Here is an 18,582-nt window from a genome sequence, read left to right as displayed (position 1 = left end):
GGGTGTGTCCCCTCTCAACTTGTCATTCGATTCATCTCTCACACGGGCCCCTTAGTGATGAGAAAAATCATTTCGCACACGGGGTGTGGCGTCCTTCGAGCCCACGGAAGTTGTCCTTCCTACTTATCAGAATTGACCGGGCCTTTATACTTGGACTTGATTTTGTCTCCCTCTCTCCACTGCCAGTAGTAGTAGCGGTTGTCGTTGATCTCTTTGATGGTGATCGTCGCCTTCGTGGGGACATCGTCTGGAAGGTCGTCCGACCGTTCTTCGAACTCACCTTCCGGTGACTCTTCCTCGAGACGACCCTCGCGCTCCTTGTGTTCGGCCAACTCTTCGGCATAGTGAGCAACGTCCCGAAGGCGGTCCTGCCCCAACTTGTTGAGGGCGTTGACGACTTCCGTGGGGAGATTCGTCGGCGGCGTCGGTGGTTCGTAGGACATCGGCAGCTGCCTCGTGTTAACCAACACAAGGACTAATCAAAAATTTTGTTGGTTAAACTGCTGATGCCGACTTCCCGTTTTCGTTTGGTTGTAACGCTACTCGAAACTGGTATATCAACAAGTTTCGCGCTACGTTACAACGTGCTTCGATGAGTCAACTAACATTCGGACGCAAGCCTATTCCCCCTCGTGGACAAGTAGCGCCACTTCGTCACTCTGGGCGGACAACTTCGTCGCATGAGTAGCACTCTGCAAACACGCCAGTTGTCCCATCGCCATCCTCGAACTCGATGATCGACTGGTATGCCTCAATCTCTTCGCCGCAGTCAGGGCATCGACCAAGTGCCGTCGAATCACTCGTCATAGGGGGATTGTGGAGACGCATGTGACACAGTCTGTCTCCAGTAGTGTCCACACGGTGCCACAGCAAAGTTGTTTGGTCGATTCGAGTGACGTCGAGAATGATTGGTGAACCATCGGGATACTTGCACCTCAGACTTCCAAGAACTGTGGGCTACACGTTATTGGTTATTTCATCTAACCCAAACAGCTGCAAGTCGTCCCGCTTTGCAACTGCTTCTCGGACAGTTTGGGTCGCCCCACTCCGAGTAAACAGTGCATACTCTTTGCCGATATGTCCGCCACTGTCAGGGGTCCATCTGATTTCTTCTGTGTGTTCTTCGAGTGACTCAAGAGCACTGTAGTCGAGCGGGGCGTTCGTGAATTTACACTCGCCGACGACCATCGTCCCCTCCGTAGTGAAACCGACGACGTCGACTTCGTGTTCTTTGTACCACCACCGGCCGATATCTAAGAACGTTTTATCCGGGTACAGTCCAGTAAGCGCGTCTTGGCAGAGGACTTCAAATTGTGAACTCACGAAGTCAGGGAGTTCAGGCTCGATGACTGCCTCATACGCTTCGTCGCCCAATCGCTCGTATCGGTCTTCGTTCCCGTAGACAAATCGGAACCAGAACCGAAACAGTGGGTCGAGAATCCGGTAGCGGCCACGGCGGGAGCGAGCTTTCTCTTCTGTGAGTGGAACTTCGCGTTCGATGAGCCGAAGGCGCTCTAGTTTCTGGGTGTAGGTCGAAATCTGCTTTCCGTCGATCCCAACCATCTGTGCAATCTCATTTGACGTGGTATTCCCTGCCGCGATGGCCTTGAGAATCGCAAAGTACCGATTCGGCTCAGTTAACTCAGTTCGGAGGACGTACTCCGGTTCGTTATGGAGATATCCCCGCTGTGAGAGGAGTGATTCAGAAATCACGGTTCCAAGGTCGTGATCAAGATCGATGCCATCGAGATAGTATGGAACACCACCGAAGACGCCCCATGCAAAAATTCGGTCTTCAGGCGTGTAGCTTTCTGGGAAGAACTCTTGGGCAGCAGCAAATCCGAGTTGTCGGAGATCGATTTTCTCGGTGAATCGCCCGTAAAGCGGGCTGTTTCCTAATAGCGTTGCTTCCTCCATCATACTAATCGATGACCCAACGAGAATGAGTGTCCCACTCGTGTTCTGGAGGCGTTGGTCCCACAATCGCTGAATCACCGAAGGGACGCTCTTGTCGGCGTCGATGAGATATGGGAACTCGTCGAGTACGACAATTCCTCCTTGTTCGACGAGGTACCCGAGTAGTGACTCCCAATTCTGTTTGATGTGTTCAATTCCAGGGAAGGAACCTGAGGCGGCGTCAACAAATTCGTCGAGTTGCACCTGTGGTGTCGTCTGCGTCGCTTGGTATACGACGGCATCATCTCTCTGCGTGAGTGAGTGTTGAACGAGTTGCGTCTTTCCGAGACGACGCCGTCCAAAGATGACAATCATCTCTGGGCTGTCGGACGCGTAGCACTCTCGCAGCCGAGATAGTTCGACCTCCCGATCCACAAAGCGTTCCATGAACACCATATATTCTCCCAAGAAGTTAATCATGCCGAATAACCAAATTTAGAATAGGCTATTCTGAAATAGGCTATTTTCGATTGCTCTGTCAGACACACTACTGTTGCCAGTAAAACCAGCACCCACCAACAGCCGCTATGAAGACGTGATTTGGAACCGATAGTGACCCGGCACTTACACACTAGTAATTCGGTCAAGAATGTCGATTCCGCCTGACGTCACGGGAGTTCCTCGGTCACGTCAACAAGGTCCTCCTGGGTCCACCATTGGTACAGTCAGCCTTCCTGTTCGAACAGTTCGAAGACACCGTCCTGCATCCAGCCGAACGGATCCTCCTCGTCTTCATACTCCCGCTTGAGGACGTGGCTCTTCGAGAAGTATTCAGATCCATTCTGGTTTACCCCAGAGTGATTTACTCTAGAGTAAACTACTTTGCGTCAGAGTGTGAACTGTGATGTATGAGTACCGATCTGGGAACCGCCGGCGGAGAGAGTTCCCGTGAACTCATCCATTTCGTCACCCAGCAGACGCGGTTCGCGCTCGTCAATAACATCCTCCAACACCCCAAGCAACTACCGTCGATGTATGAACTCGAGGAGCTCAACCCCAGCGTCAGCGATGCCACCGTCTACAAGCACATCCAGAAGTTGATCGACGCCGGCATCGTCAAAGAAGTCGCACTCGACGACGACCAGCGCCGACAGGGCTATCCCTGGAAGTTCTACAGCCTGACCGAGGACGGTCGAACATTCCTTGAGGACCACAATCTGCTCGCCGCTGAGGAGACGCTCCAGCAGATCTACGAGACCATCTCCGACAAGCCCGAGAAGATGGTCAAGTACGAGAACGCGCCCCGTCCAGAACAGCAGTAGTCATATTGCACCCCGGTCAAGCTCCCGGTCCCCGATGACCGGCAAGACAACTTTCATCGAAAACAAGGGCTACAGAGTCTTCCTCATTCGAGATCCAGCGCTGTCTTGACTTCTTCGTCAAGCTCGTTCCGAGAACGAGGACCGTACCGACGGTCTACACCGGCTTTCTTCAAGATAGACCCCATCTCCCAGCGGTAGACACCGGCGTGCTCAGCAGCTTTTCCGAGGGATGTCTCCCCGAGGATATGCAGTCCGATAGCCTCTACGAGGTCGTTGTCACCGCCTCCGCCGGGATCAGCTTGAGTTCCCATAGTAACCTGAACTTGAGTGCTGCTGTCTTCAGACAAGACGCGGGGGTCGTCGAAGATCCCTTGTCGAGGGGGTGAAGACTGGCATCTATTGACGCGATGTGTCTAATGTTATCGAGTTCTGCACAACTACGCCGTCTTCCTAGTTTGGCCCCCATCTCAAATATGCACTACAGCTAATTCTCATTATCAATATTCTTGAGTAATCACAAAGTAAAAAATCTAAAACCGCGTAAGACTTATGACATTGTTTCATTGAAATACATCGGAATTCAATTGATACACGCTTCATTATCAATTCTGCAAGTAGGTCTCGGTCCTAGCTCTTGCCCAACATATGTCCCGTATGTCTTCCAGAACGCGACAGGCGGGGTAATCCTTGGAATAGTTGGAACCGTCAGTAGCCCGGTCGTAGCCCACTTCATCAGACATCGCGTGACCAAACCTAATCGGAAGCAGATGGGACTCCAGATTCGCAACGTCCTCGAGCGGTTCTCGATTGTCGGCACTCTCATCGCGAGCGTCTTCGCGCTGATGTTCTACCTCATCTATCCTGCTTCGTGCCGCGGCGGTCTCTTTGCATTCCTCCTGTAGCCAAATCCACGTATGAACTTCCCATTCCTCTCTGACGATTCGTACAAAGCACAACCCGTCACCGACGAACTCCTCCAGCAACTCGCTGGGCGACTGAACGACCTTGACTATAACTTCATCAAGGCACGCCCCTACAAGGGCGGCCCCGGCCAGCGATACGGCCCTGAAGTGATTTCGGCGTTCCAAGATGTCACCGTCAAGCGAACCCGACTACGTCGACTCCTCGACAAAGAAGAGAACCCACCACCGTTCTCCTACGAAATCTGGTACGATGGAAAAAAACTGAAATTCGTCTGGGGGATGCCCGACGACTACTGGTTTGGCGAACTCCGGAAAGTCATCACCGGGAACTACCCACGAATCGGTCTGAAACGACTCTCCAAACCCTTCCCGGGTGTTCGAGAAGGCCAGTACGTCGCCGGTGGTGAACTCAAACTCGAAGAGAATCGCTATCGACCCATCAAAGGCCTCGGTCCTGACGCACCCGGTGGTTTCCCACCGGACAAGGCGGCGCTTCGAGCGCTCACCTCGGCACTCATCGGACAGAACGATTCGACGGCCATCGCCCAAGTCGTGTTCACGCCAGCCGGCGACAACTGGCGCGAAGGGGGGCTCTACGTCCGGGGGGCCGACCGTGTCGCGTCCGATCTCAAAGAAGGAGAGGTCGTCGAAAGCCACATCAACCCCTACATCAAGGACCCCTCAGAGAAACACCTGCGAATCGCCAAAGCAATCGAAGACCAAGCTGACGAATCGGGGTTCTACGTCAACATTCGGTACTTCGTCTTCGGGAATACCGAGGAATTCGTCGTCAAGGAAGCAAACAGCATCGGCAACGCCTTCCGGTCGACGTATCAGAATCAAGAGTTCGGCCAACGATTCGGCCAAGTCCCCTACCAGAAGAAGGACCTCATTCCAAAACTGGAGATGACAGCAGGCCGCGAGTGGGAACGACGCAAGAAACAGAATTCGGTCGCACTTACCATCCCCGAACTCGCCGCAGTTGCACACATCCCGAACGGCGATATCGACACGCCGAACGTCGAGTGGACGCGCCGAGCGCTCACCTCGCAAGCACCGGCGGCGGCCCCCCGGAAGGTCAGGTCCATCGACCCACTCCCGTACGACCAGTACGGCCACGAACGGGCGGCTGCCGACGACAACCTCACGAACACAGTCCCCGAACTCCCTGCTGGAAACGAAGACGCCGTCGCAGCACCGGGCGAGACGGTCGAAGCCTCCGAGACCGGCGATACGGACACCGACGAGACGCCCGCTATCGACGGCACCACCATCGACGGCACAGACACCCGCGATATCGCAGACGACGACGCCCCGACCGCTCGCACCAAGACCGTCGCTTCCAGTAAAGACGAGTCCAAACCACAGCCACCGAGCGCTCAGTGGGAAGGCGAGAAACGCGATGGGTTCCGGAAGTTTGCAGACCTGTTCCAGTCGGGCGAACTCACTCGCGAAGACATCCGCGAGAAGTTCAACGAGAACGAAGCCGAAGTTCTCATCTCGAAACTCGAACGCGAAGTCGCCTACCGCGAAGAACACGGCTACGAAGTCGAGACTGACGACGGCAAGACCGTCTACCAGAAGGAAGACTCGGGACGCAACCTCCCCGCACCCGTGCGCGAAGCAGAGGGGTTCGACTTCACGCCGGTCGGCGTCGAACGTGAGTGGTGTCGTGACCCCCACACCAACGAAGACCGTGCCTACGAGGTGAAAGTTCACGCCGACGACGGGAACGTGTATATGGGCTCGGACGTCCGGCAAGAACTCATCGACGTTCACACCGACCATCCCGAATCGCCCATCTGGTTAGGGTGGCTCAAGGACAACCGCGTGGGCTTTCACGAAATCGGCGTCGACGTCGAACAGGCGTTCCGTCACATGGTCATTTTCGGCATGACTGGCATGGGGAAATCCACCTCCGAGAAGAACATCCTGAACCAGATTGCTCGGAAGGGCCACGGCTTCTGTTTCATCGACCCGAAGGGTGACACCATCGACGACCTGATGCGCGAACTCCCCGAAGAGCGGATGGACGACCTCATCTACATCGAACCCGGCTCAAAGGATTTCGACCTCGTGGTTGGCCTCAACTTCTTCGAGACGGCCTCCTCACCGACCGAGCGTGCGTACGACCGTGAGGTGTCGTCTATCGTTGACGACCTGACCTCGATTCTGAAAGCCGGTGACTACTGGGGGCCAAAGATGGAAGGGATCACCACCAACATCGCCCGTGCGATGATCCGGTCGGACAAGCCGTTCACGCTGTTGGATATGTACTACGTCCTCCAGTCCAAACCCTCTCGCGAAGCGTTCGCAGAACTCGTCCACCGCGAAGGGATGGAGAAGTCCACTGACTACGACCTCGAAGACGTGGACACCGAAGACGAGCGTGCGAAGACCATCGACGCGATGAAGAATATTCAGGGCTACACCAAGCAAATCGCGAAGATGGACTACGAGGAGGTGGACGCTGTCGTTCGTCGTATCCAGCACTGGGTCGAAGACCCAATCGCCCGCGGAATCGTCGCCCACCGCGACGGGACGGTCAACCTCTCGGATGCAGTCGAAGACAACAAAATCATCCTCGTGAAGGTCAACGTCAGCTCCGACGACATCAAGCAGGTCGTGACCACCGCCGTCCTCCGGCGTATCTGGGCGACGATTCAAGAACGCGACGAGGAAGAACACGCCCGCAATCCGTTCTTTACGCTCATCGACGAGTTCGACGACGTCGTATCCGACGAAATGGGGATTGGGAAGATGCTCTCGAAAGCCCGCTCCGGCAAGATGGGTATCACCATCGCCATGCAGAATCCCTCCCAAATCAAGGAACAGACCCGCAAGGAAATCTTCGGGAACTCACGGACGATGGCGAGTTTCGGGATTGGTGAGCCTGACGACGCCGACATCATCCAACGACGCTTCGAGGAAGAAGTCACCGAACGGATGGTCCAAGACATCCCCCAGTACAACATTTTCACGCGGATTGCGATGGAGGAAAACGGCGAGAGTATCCTTTCGGATACCCTTCCACTGGCGACGTTCGCCGACTACCCACCGCTTCGCAGTCGCGAGGAGCGAAAAGAGTACATCCAGCAGTCGTTAGACCGCCACGGCGTCCCACCACTCGAAACCAAGTTGGAAGAGACGGCTATGCTCATCCACGATATTGGGAGCGACGAAGGAACCCAACGCGAACTGTTGCAGGCGATTCGAGAAGTCCAAATTGAACGCGATACCGAAGCCGTCGCCATTCGAGCGGTCGCCGAGCGCTTCGAAGAACGCACCGGACGGTCGTTCGACGACTACCCCGGCGGGCTGGAACTCTCACGCGAGCACGTTCGGCGTTACGTCCCGACCGAGAACGTCGAAGACATCTACGACCCCGAAGAAGAAATCGAACGCGACGAGGACGAGGCGGCGTACGTTTCGCTGCACGAGTTGCGCCCGGACGACGTTGACGACGTCGAAGACGGCCAAGACCTCACCGCCGCTCGCGAAGCCTACACCGAAATCGTGGCCGACGGCCCGAAGATGCACACCCTCGAATCCACGGAGGGCGCGATCAGTCTGACCGAGGCCGGCCATCAGTTCATCCTTGACGCCGACCAAGGAATGACCTCGCCATCGCAACTCCACCGTGAGTTGCTGGCCCACTCGTTCGATTGGTTCGCCCGGATGGACTACTCGGTGAGTATCGTCCCGCAGTTGGTCAAACAGGAGCGACCAGACGCGAAGGGTGAACTGCCCGGTGAAATCGACCACTCCTCGCCACGGCGGATTCGAGACTCCATCAACGAACTCGAACAAGAATACCCACTCCCGTACGGCTTCTCGGGTGCGCGTGACATCACCATCGAAGCCGAGACGAGTGGGAAGAAACCAACCCGGACGCTCAAGAACCTCGTTCGAGCCTACCGACAAGACAAGAAATGCGTGTACGTCGTCCCCGACGGTCGGATTCGGAAGAACACCGCCAGTGACGCGGTCGCCCAACGACTCTACGGGATTCTCGCAGACCCCGCGTACATCCGCGACTACAACGAATACGTCGACGACGAGGGCGAGACGTGCGTCGAACGAACCCTCTACAACAAACCCGACTACCTCCCGCTGTCGGATGATGAAGACGAACAGAAGTTCGCACTCATCCGCAAGGGGAAACAAGCGACGTGGATTGACCAAGACGGCGACCTCGTTCTGTTCGACCAGCAGGGTGCAGACGGGAAGCAACGTGGGCGAATCGTCCCCGAAGAACTCTCGAATGCGTCTGCGAACGCCTTCGAGTCGTGGGGCCGGTACGACAAGTACGAAGACGAATGGGTGGTGTACGCCAACTCGGTCGAACAGCGATACGACACCCTCGAAGAACTCGAACAGGATTGGCAGCGTGTCTACCAGCCGTTCTACCCCGAGATGGAATTCGGTGGCGAAGTCCCCGACGAAAACGACTGGGAAATCGTCATCATCCCGGCGAGCCCCGACAAGCCCAACCCGCTGGTCGAGGCCGCCGACGATACGATGCCGCAGGTGTATGACGGCGAGAGCCTGACGCCGCTCATCCCCAAAGACCACTGGGACGGTGAGTTCCGCGACACCTTCGCAACCGAGCTACTGTACGACTACGACCACACCGCACAGGCGGCCTCTGAGTTGGACGACGAAGCAGCAACGCCAGCACAGGTTCGCCTCAACGACATCCTTGCGAACTACTACATGAGCTACGAAGCCTTCAGAGACGGCGACGAACCGCTCCCGAAAATCGACTACCTGTACTACCCGGATGCAGACTTCGGCGGGAAGAATCCCATGAGTCGGCGTTTCTGGGAGAAGGTCTGGAACGCGGCGAACACCGCCCACGAGACCCCGCTGAATTACCAAGTGTTGACGAAGGCCATCGAAAACGGCGTGGCGATGATGGACCTCCACGAAGAAGCCATCGAAGCCGCCGTGAAAACCGGCCACCTGATTCACACTGACGAAGGCTACTTCCTTGCGCCCCCACGCGGGACGCACGCGAAACTCGTCCTCCACGGTCGGCCCGAAGATTTCGTCGAGCGCGACCACTGGGTCGAAGTGTGGACTGGGATGGGAGCGAGCCCCGGGGATACTGTCGCCCAACAGTTCTTCGAGAGCATGGCATTCGGACACGGCCCCTTTACCGACACGGACGCGACGAAACCCCGTGTCGAAGCAGCCGTCCATATCGCGCTTCAACGCGAGACACTCGAAGAAGCAGAGATGGAAGGTGGCCAAGACGGCTACCGTCTGCCACCCCGTGATGTTCCCGAGTCGTGGAAAGCCGTCTGGGACTTCGCTGGTGCTGACTACGACCAAGAGATACAGGACCTCGGTATCGTCCCCATCGTCAAGAACACCTTCGGAATGGATGACGACGAGGTGGACGAAATCAAAGAGGAGATGGAGCGGTCGATTGCCGCAGGGATTCTCGTCGAAGAAACCATTGGCTACCGACTGGCCGACCCACTCGGCGAGGACGATATCGACTGGGAACTCTACGAGACCTACTACGAAGAAGAAACGAGTACAGACGAGCCAGCAGAGACCACCCCTGCAAGTGGTCAAGGCGACGAGGCAGACGATGAAGAAGACCACGGGCCAATCGTCCCCGAACGCCCGCCGCCGGAGCCCGAAGATGCCCCAACCGACGAAGACGTCGCTGCGGCGTTCGCAGAAGGCGTCCCGTCGGCACAGGACGACGAAGACGAAGACCTCGTGCTGGACGAACCAGACACCAGTTCGACGCTCGACTTGGACGACCCAACCCAAGACGAGACCGAATCGAAGCCCATCGAACTGGACGACCCCACCGAGAGCGTGGCCGACGAGGGCGCAGGCGACGCCGAGAGCAAGCCCATCGTCATCGACGCAGAATCATCCACCGAAGAGTCCGAGGCCGAGACGGAGCCAGCAGTGGACGCAGACGGCGACGAGTCGGAGGCCAACAGTGAAGAAGAAGACGAAGAACCGGAAGTCGACTCCGAACCGGACACGGGAGCACTCAGCCCGACCGAGCCGACCGACGACTCGGACGACTACGCCGACCTGACGAACACGCTCGCTCACGAACTCGACTTCGTACCCACGGAAGGCGAACCAGACGGGTGGGAAGACACGTTCACCGCAGCGGTGGACTACTACCACGACCAGATTGACGCACCAATCCCGAAGAACAAGGCGTTCAACGACCTCCTAGACCACCTTCGAGACGAGTACACCGAAGCGTGTGAGGCACATCCCACCTACGTCGAGGGATGTACCGACTGCGTGATGGTCGGCCCATGTGATGAATGCGGCGACGAGACACATATCGCCCACATCGAATGGCGGCCCTGCGTCAACGACAACGACGAGGATTACACCTACCACTACGCGGTCGAACCCGGATGCGACCACTGTGCCGAAGTTCTGACGTGTGCCGAGTGCGCCGACGTCGCGACCGACGGCGAAGACGAACACGGCGCCGTGCCCGAAGACATCACCGTGGTCGAGCGTGTCGGATGCAGAGACCACCGGGGCTGGACCGACGAGAGTGACGACTGCCGATGGTGCGAGACGAACACGTACCAGACGCCGTTGCTCCGACTCCCCGAGACGGCCCGCGAGTATTACTGTGGCCCCGACTGGCCGCAACGGGCGGACCTCTTCCGTGGACTGTCCGGTAATTTGGACGAGGCAACCGACCTCGTGGCGGCAGACCTCGAATCGCACAGCGCCCATCGACACCTTGGCGACCGCGATACGATTGGTCGCGGGTGGACAGACCACACTGCCAACAGTAAGAAACTTGGATGGATTCCCGGCAAGTGGCGAGCCGGTGTTGACCACCTGCTTGACGAAGGCTACACGCCGACGCAACTCATCGCGACCGGCCTGTTCCGACCCGACTACGCACGCATCGCACGCTACCTGAGCGACGAGCACGACACCACCGTCGAGATGGAAGACCTCCCTGAGTACGACCTCTCGGAAGTCCCCGACCGAGAGAAAGTACGCAGTGTGTGGCGTGGCCGCTATCTGTTCCCGTACCACGACGAAGACGGGCAGGTTCGCTACTGTATGTCTCGAACCCAGAAGGGCCGCCCACACCCCAACGACTACCGCAGCGATGCGAAGTACCTCAAGCAGAAGCTCACCGACGCGAACTACTGCGAGGAGCCGATTTACGGCGTGGATACGATTCGAGAAGGCCGCCCCGTCATCATCACCGAGGGGATTGCCGACGCAATCGCCGCTCACGAGTTAGAACTGCCCGCTATCTCGCCGGTGACGACGCAGTTCAAAGACGCCGTCAAGTTCCGGCTGTTGGACATCCTTGCCGAACACGACGTATCCACGACGCTCCTGATTCAGGACAACGAGGCGGCGTCGTTCAACCTCTTGGACGAGGCCGATATCGACGTGGACGACCTCACCGAGCGCATGACCGCTCGTAACGAGTTGTCCGGCGAGGACCTCCGGGAGTACATCCGCGACCAGCGAGACGAAGGAGCGTCTCGCCGCGGTCCCATTGGCGAGGCCCTCGAAATTGGCTACGGCGGTCCCGGCGAACAGGGAGCGCTCGCGACGGCGGCGTACCTCACCGAACGAGGAGTGGACTGTATCATGGTCGAACTCCCACGGATTGCCGGTCGCAAAGTGGACCTCGACGATTACCTCACTGACCGCTTTTACGAGGTGGCCCCGCCGTCGCCCGGCTTGACGACGCTGGTTGATACGTGGCGTGCAGCAAGCGACGATGAAGAGCAGTGGTACGAAGACCGCCTTGACGGAATCACGAATCACCCCGACGAACTCCCGGTTCTCTCGTGGATCAACGAGTCGATTGCGTGGCAGGAGGCCTACGTCGATTATGCGTACCCCGACTGGTTCACCGCCGGCCCACCATCCGCAGGCGACGACGAGTGGCACGAGACAGACGGTGAGGTGACTATCGACCCCATCTCGCCCACCTCGGAGGAAGACCTCGCCCGGGAGGATTCGGATGACCTCTCCGAAGAGATGTACTTCATGTTCGACGACTTGCTCCACTGGGCGTTCATCCTCCGTGACAAGGGCCACACGTCGTTCCCGCTCTACAAGGAGTGGCGCTCGAAGAAGACCGGTGCACTCTCAGCAGGCGACTTCGCCGCGAAGGACGCCGGGATTGGGCCAAACGACCCACTGACGCTTTCCATCGAACTCGGTCTGGGTCGCTTCCCACTCTTGGGGAGTCACGTCGCCGCCGTCGAAGGCCTGTATGGTGAGGCCAGCCAGTCGCGTGCTGCCGAGACCTACTGGGTGGGCGACGACGACGGCGCTCTCTCTCGCGTCACGCCGCTCTTTGAAGGCCTCAAGATGTTCGACCCGCGTTCCCACCCCGACTACGCACAGACGGTCGCAGGGATGCGACAGCGCGACGTGGCGAACCGTCAAGACGAGTGGCTTGATGACGACGCCATCGGTGACGACATCGACGACAGATTCGGCTCGTCCATCGGCGGTCCCAGTGACCTGTTCGGATACTCGCTCGCAGAGATTACTGGGAAGACGAAAGGCTACCGCGGCCCCCACCCGCACAAGCACTTCGGTGACTCCGAGAACTACTTCGTGATGCTCTCGAACGAGGTCGCCTACGACCACAAACGAAAGGCGACGTTCAACGCGCTGACCTACTTCGCCCACCTGACGAAAGTGCGCGGAGACAACAATATTGAAGGGCCGTTCACGGACGAGGAAATCCTCCAGACGTGGGTGCGCGTCAAGGACAAACACAACTTCATCTCCGACGATGATAGAGTGCCCCGACGAGCGTTCATCCACGCCGCCAAAGACATGGGTATCGCGAGCGCCGACGAGGTCGAGACGGTCACTCGTGAGACGCGCAACGGGAGTACCTACACGCGCGACGAATTGCCGGTCGAACTGTGGAACGAAACTGTCGAACAGTTCCCCAAGACGTACGGGGTTGACTCTGGGTACAGCCGCATCGTGACCGAGGCTGATTTCGTCGTCGACGGACTCACTCAGGAGAACTCGATGGAGCGATTCGCCGAGTATCACATTACTGATGAGAAAGAGATTCCAGAGGATAGCCCCGTGGACTTCCTCTACGTGAAGACGAAAGTCGCCCACGAAGCATACCAAGCGTTCTGTGAGGCCAACGGTGTCGAGCCAAAGCGGATCGGTAAGATTGGTGAACTCGTGGATGCAGTTGGTTGCGAAAAGAGCCGCCGTCAAATTGGAGAGAAATATGCAAAGAATATTCTGGACGGTGCCACCCTCACAGAGAGCGGTTGGCAATTGTATAAGCTGTTAGAGACCACTGACGAGTGAGAAGGGTGTAGTTCAGAACTACCAATTATCTGAGTATTAATTTCGTCTTGGTTTTCATCACTACCTGTCTCTGGAATCTGCTACAAAACACCCCATCCTGATTCAGCCTTCTTTCCACGAACTGTAACCGGCTAGTACACACCAAAATTTTTAGACTGAACTCAGAGCACCGCTCAAGATGCTGGTGAAGAATCGTGGGGGTTCAGTTCAGACCAGACCCGAGTGACCCAAGATAGAGGGGAACATTTTGCACCAGAACTGACCGAGTTGGAAGAGTGGAATGTGACCACAATTATCGGCTGAGTCAGCGACTCCCCCACACTTAGAACATATATCAGAATTATTCTAATTGTGTTCTCCGAGTCACGCATCGGATTGGAGTGATCAGTCAACCCCCAGAGTCTTGGCGTGGGGAATATCGACAGAAAATTTTTCGAGGTCTGCATTCAGGGATGGGTGTGCTTTTCTTCCGCGTCCATTTTACGACCCCACCAACACAAGGTAATAGAGATAAACTCGACTCTCTCGAAAAACTCCTCTACATCTTAATCATATTTGCTCAGTGAACCTCCGACCACTCCAAACGAACCACCAGTGTATATCGGGGAAGTGGGTAGAGGTATTTGGACTCATTCAAGAAAATTGATAACCGTTCTAGAGCTGTGCGGGGGTCCTGTGCGGGGGTCCTGTGCGGGGGGTGCAATCTGCCTCATTTCTTGAAAATAAGCATACGGTAGCTAGTTGAGGGGGTGCACAGGCCCCCCGCACACACCTCAACACGACACCCCCTGCACAAATGATAGAGCCTTAGTACAGACTTCAATAGCCCAATTAACCCGTACCAACACGATTTATCGTTGCATACATTATTCCGCAACTTGTGCGGCCCCCCTTGCACCCCCGATTTACCCCCCTCGCGTCTTAGTAAGAACCCTATCAAGCCTGCGCGAGGACTAAATCGCATTTCACTCGGGCCGTGAAGGCCGACAGATTGTGAGCACCGAGAGGTGGCCTTCGGCCCCACGATGTATCAGAAGATTTGAACACTCGTTCGGGAGGGTGAGGGTTCGGCCAGTCGTCGCAGAGTGGACTCCAGATGGAACGATGTTCGGAGGGGAAGTCGGCGGTCGTCGTAACGTGGGAGGTCAGGCCACACGGGTCAGCCGGCCCCTCAGAAAGAAGGTCGAATAGAGTGGGAAGTCAGTGGTCGTCGATGCCTGGTGTGGAGCGATCGTCGAGGCCGACCGGCGGGTGGGAAGCCGAGGCAAGCAGCACCGTGGAACCCCGGTCGGGAGACCATCGAAGAAGTGGGACATCAGTCGGCAATCGTACTCTCAGAAAGGTGATAGTTCCGACGGGGCCGGCGGCGTCGACGACGCCGGCAGTTGAGGTCTGGACAGCCATCGTAGGGAGGGAAGTCGGGAGTCGTCGCCCGGCGAACGAAGCCAGTCGTCGGCGGCCCTGGCGGGCCGGTCCCAACGTGGTCGGTGTGGGTACTGGTAATACTGGCAATGGTGGTGTGTGTGTCCCCGGTGGGGAAGTCCTCTGTCGTCGTCTCGAGTGTGTGGTCAGTGGTGGTCGGAGTGGGAGTGTTGCCCTCGGTGTCCCCATAGGGGAGGCTTCGTTGGAGATGGAAGTGTGCTAGTCGAAGTATCAGATTCGTTATGGTGAGTCGTCGCCGCTGTTCGAGGTGTCACTGCGAGTGACTCGGTGACTCCCTTGCCGCCCATCTTCGCCGACGAAAGACTCAATCACGATGTCTACTGCACCAGCGAGAAAACCTTCGTTGAGGACTTCACCGCCCCTCGAAGCTAATAGGGCATTGAATTCCGCGAAGAACATTTGCTGACCCACAACGAAGCATACATCCAGAGATACGAACGATGACGCAATCTGACCCCACCTTCCACCCGGTGACCGACGAAGAGTTCGAACAGATGGACGAGAAGCTCGCCGAATTCTTCGACAAGGTTCGAGCGGCGATGGACGCCGCCATCCAAGCTGATCTCGAAGAGATGGAATGTCCGGAGATGCTAAAAGACAAAAAGTCAGACCCCACGTTTCGGCCGGTCACTGAAGAAGAATTTGAACAGATGGACGAGAAAATTGCGGTATTCTTCGACGAAGCACGGGCGAAAATGGACGCCGCTGTTCAAGCCGATCTTGATGCGATGGAAGACGAATCAAAAGACCTTGAGTAAGGGTAGTAGACCAACGTAACTACTCAAACAAAAGTACGAATAATGTCAGACAAAGACCCCACTCACCATCCAGTGACCGAGGAGGAATACGAATTAATGAGGCGCCGAATTGCCGAACACTTCGACAAAATGCGTGCGTTGATGGACGAAGCCATTACAGCAGATCTCGAAGAGTTGGACGAAGAAGCCGAATAATTACTTCTTATACTCTGTGCTGATTCTCTTGTTTGACGACAGACCTGTTAGGTAGCTATTGTTCGATAGTGACGTTTCCAATATGCGAATTTCGAGATAGAAGCGGTACTTCATCAATCCAGCAGGCTTAGCGTAGAGAGTCAAGCATACTCACTGATGTTCTGACCAGTCTGGTATAATTTATACCGTTGCAAACCCAACAACGGTAATGGGTACGACCCAATCATGGACGACGAATCACACTTCACCGGTATCCCTTCGCCCACTGAGTTCACCAAAGAATCGACCTTAGATTCAGAGCTGGAACTTCGAAATACGTTCAGTGAAATCCTTTCGCAGCATGGGTTCGCAGACACGCTTGTTCTCAGTCGCGGTCGCGCAGACGATGTCTTTCACGACCGTCGAATTGAGATCATGGAGTATCTTCAGACACACGAGCCACGTTCTGTTCGAGCTCTTGCTAGTGAATTGAGCTTGGACAAAGGCGTCGTCAGTCGTGATCTGCAGAAACTGGTTGCGTTAGATATCGTCGAATTCCACGAAGATGGTCAGAGCAAGGCCCCACGGTTGAAGCATCGACATGTCGTTGTTGAGCCGATTTATTGAAGTTCGAGTTAGTGGCTCTATCGAAACCTGTACACTTTGACAGAATTGGCGTGACACATACAGAGGGTGAGTTCAGCAGATGAATATCTGTTCATTCGATGCTTTGAGCTATGAAGCGGTCTGTAGACAGATACATCTGCCAACAGGTGATAAAGTCTCAACTACAATGCAAATCTCAAAGAGAAGGGTATTACAAATCTTGTCAAGTGTTCTAATCGGTTTGCCGGGGTGTCTTAATTCTCAGACTGAGCAAAGTACCGCTCCAGAGAGGCGGAATACGTCAACTGAGATGAGCCTACAGGTACTAGTTAGTAATGAGACAAGCGAATATTTTCAGGGTGATCTAGTCGTTCTTGATCAGTACATGAGCGAAGTGTTGGGTAGTGATGGAAACGGGTGGGAAGCTCAGGAATCATTTAGTTATGAAGAAACTCTCGACCGAACTAGGAGTGAAAAACTCACTGCCAAGGTTTATCTACAAAAAAATTCCACGACAGAACTGTTTCAAGCTGAACTTGGGCCGGATACGAAGTCTGACTCAGTGAGAATTCTCGTGAATATCACTGATGGTCCAAAAGTTAGTTTTTCACTGGAATGAAAACCAAGTATCACTTCGATAATTAACACCGAGACCGGGAGAGTCGAGTGACCGACTCGTGCGCTGAGTTCAGCACGCCCATAGAAACCTCCCCGACGACTGTCAGAATCGGCGTGCAACACTTAGAGGGTGAGTTCAGCACAGCAATCTCGTTTGGTTTGCTTTCGAGTTGGTGAATGCGCCGACAGACCGAGACAGCAAGTAGAACGGAGCGGTTTGGTCGACAGAAAGCATTTATTGAGCGACATTTGTTCAATCGTATGAATCGGCGTTCCCTCCTTTCCATCACAGGAAGTGCCCTCACACTCGCACTTGGCGGGTGCATATCGGATTCAGAACCGGTATCTCAACAGACCGAGACCACTGTCGAAACCTCTCAAACACCGCGCTCCTCGACAACGACAACCGAAACTGGAACCCCGAAGGTTGAACCTATCAGTCGCCTCGGCGGTGGCTCTCCTGTCGAACTATCCGTACAGCCTGAACGCGAATACGAGTATTTAGAAACCGAGGACAAAGTTCGGGTTCGGTACGACCATGGTTCAGACACTACTCCGTTCGGTGAGTGGGGAACGCTCAGAGCCACTGAGCATGCCTCAAGGTACGTTAAAACAACGCTTCAAGAACAATCGTTACTCAAGACTGGTGTTAGTGTCGGGATGGGTATCGTCAAACTGGACGAACTGACGGAAACATCAGGTGAGAAACCGGTCGAGTCCGAGTTCAACCGAGATAGAGAAATTGGCCCAATCGTCTCTCATATGCACCACTACTCACGGGATGGAACACTCCTCTCATCACCGGCTGTTTCGTTCGATACTCTCGTCAAGGCCACCCCCCGAACGATGGAGGTGACGATGGAGTTCCCTGAACGGGACTATACAGCGATTCTCCCTGTTCTCTGTAGGAAGGGTTGGTACCAAAACGACTAATCTTTGCGCTGACTGTCCTGCAAGACCCTCGCACTGAGTCTGGCGAACAGGTTTGCATCCAGATGACGGCTGACCAGTGACCGACTTGCGCTCTGTATTCAGCACGGCCTCCACAACCTGTCATTTATTGAATATTTACAACAGAGTCGGGTTTGTCTAAATTCACCTAACCCATTTGGGATGCAACACTTCGGACTCTCTATTTGATTCTTTCCAACAGACTGTCTTCACTTTCAGAATGTGGCTGCTATTTAACCTAGCACCCATCGAAGTGAAGGCTATCTACCGATGGTCGACCAACTCTCACGTTCCGACCACCCGCCTGCTTCAGAAGCGGCTATTCACGTCCACATCGGCGATGAAAGCCGTTTGTTATCCTACGCACACCGTTCTTCGTCCCCTTCGGACCTCGTGTTGACGACTGGGCAACTCCATCGTCGAAACTTGAAACATCGTCTGGCGAAACGCAACCAGCCCCGTAGCAGTTTGTTTCTCACACAACCGGTCGATGTGGCGCGGCAACTGTCGGCTGCCGCTGGCTACGAAACTGAAGCACTCGACAGGGTCGATCGG

General features: G+C 55.7%; 12 protein-coding genes. 8 read left to right on the top strand and 4 right to left on the bottom strand.

What is annotated here, in order from left to right; all coding sequences use genetic code 11:
• Nucleotides 1–119: 119 nt before the first annotated feature.
• The 3 genes from C453_RS01050 to C453_RS01045 all read right to left on the bottom strand — a co-directional run bounded on the left by C453_RS01050 (nt 120) and on the right by C453_RS01045 (nt 2,343).
• Nucleotides 120–443 (bottom strand): hypothetical protein, encoded by a 324-nt coding sequence (locus tag C453_RS01050; RefSeq protein ID WP_008322118.1) that lies wholly within the window; start codon nt 441–443, stop codon nt 120–122.
• A 211-nt stretch (nt 444–654) separates the two neighbouring features.
• Nucleotides 655–807, bottom strand: a complete 153-nt coding sequence (locus C453_RS21080) for a DUF7837 family putative zinc-binding protein (RefSeq protein WP_439331326.1) — start codon at nt 805–807, stop codon at nt 655–657.
• A gap of 150 nt (nt 808–957) precedes the next feature.
• Nucleotides 958–2,343: an ATP-binding protein gene (locus C453_RS01045; protein ID WP_083881563.1), complete on the bottom strand. Its 1,386-nt coding sequence runs from the start codon at nt 2,341–2,343 to the stop codon at nt 958–960.
• Between the two features lie 461 nt (nt 2,344–2,804).
• On the opposite strand from C453_RS01045, the gene C453_RS01040 reads away from it, so the two are divergent.
• Nucleotides 2,805–3,218, top strand: a complete 414-nt coding sequence (locus tag C453_RS01040; RefSeq protein ID WP_008322116.1) for a MarR family transcriptional regulator — start codon at nt 2,805–2,807, stop codon at nt 3,216–3,218.
• 83 nt (nt 3,219–3,301) lie between these two features.
• Here the strand turns inward: C453_RS01040 and C453_RS01035 are convergent, their stop codons facing one another.
• Nucleotides 3,302–3,529, bottom strand: a complete 228-nt coding sequence (locus C453_RS01035; RefSeq protein ID WP_008322115.1) for a UPF0175 family protein — start codon at nt 3,527–3,529, stop codon at nt 3,302–3,304.
• A gap of 456 nt (nt 3,530–3,985) precedes the next feature.
• Here C453_RS01035 and C453_RS20780 point away from each other — a divergent pair, with 456 nt between their 5' ends.
• The 7 genes from C453_RS20780 to C453_RS19790 all read left to right on the top strand — a co-directional run bounded on the left by C453_RS20780 (nt 3,986) and on the right by C453_RS19790 (nt 18,009).
• A complete protein-coding gene (locus C453_RS20780; protein ID WP_275039753.1) occupies nt 3,986–4,120 on the top strand; it encodes a hypothetical protein in 135 nt (44 codons plus the stop codon).
• A 12-nt stretch (nt 4,121–4,132) separates the two neighbouring features.
• Nucleotides 4,133–13,477: a helicase HerA domain-containing protein gene (locus tag C453_RS20120; RefSeq protein ID WP_008322114.1), complete on the top strand. Its 9,345-nt coding sequence runs from the start codon at nt 4,133–4,135 to the stop codon at nt 13,475–13,477.
• A 1,913-nt stretch (nt 13,478–15,390) separates the two neighbouring features.
• Entirely contained in the window at nt 15,391–15,678 is a 288-nt protein-coding gene (locus tag C453_RS01020) for a hypothetical protein (RefSeq protein WP_152417974.1), read from the top strand.
• 42 nt (nt 15,679–15,720) lie between these two features.
• On the top strand, nt 15,721–15,873 hold the full coding sequence (locus C453_RS20115) for a hypothetical protein (RefSeq protein WP_160163379.1): 153 nt from the start codon (nt 15,721–15,723) through the stop codon (nt 15,871–15,873).
• A gap of 225 nt (nt 15,874–16,098) precedes the next feature.
• Entirely contained in the window at nt 16,099–16,479 is a 381-nt protein-coding gene (locus C453_RS20615; protein WP_008322111.1) for an HVO_A0114 family putative DNA-binding protein, read from the top strand.
• Nucleotides 16,480–16,843: 364 nt separating this feature from the next.
• Nucleotides 16,844–17,077, top strand: a complete 234-nt coding sequence (locus C453_RS19795; RefSeq protein ID WP_160163378.1) for a hypothetical protein — start codon at nt 16,844–16,846, stop codon at nt 17,075–17,077.
• 260 nt (nt 17,078–17,337) lie between these two features.
• Nucleotides 17,338–18,009 carry a hypothetical protein gene (locus C453_RS19790; protein ID WP_152417971.1) on the top strand — a complete coding sequence of 224 codons (672 nt, stop codon included), beginning with the start codon at nt 17,338–17,340 and terminating at the stop codon, nt 18,007–18,009.
• Nucleotides 18,010–18,582 lie beyond the last annotated feature (573 nt).

Source organism: Haloferax elongans ATCC BAA-1513, from assembly GCF_000336755.1.
GTDB lineage: Archaea > Halobacteriota > Halobacteria > Halobacteriales > Haloferacaceae > Haloferax > Haloferax elongans.
The sequence above is the reverse complement of the archived record's forward strand: the minus strand, read 5'-3'. Positions and strand labels throughout refer to the sequence as shown.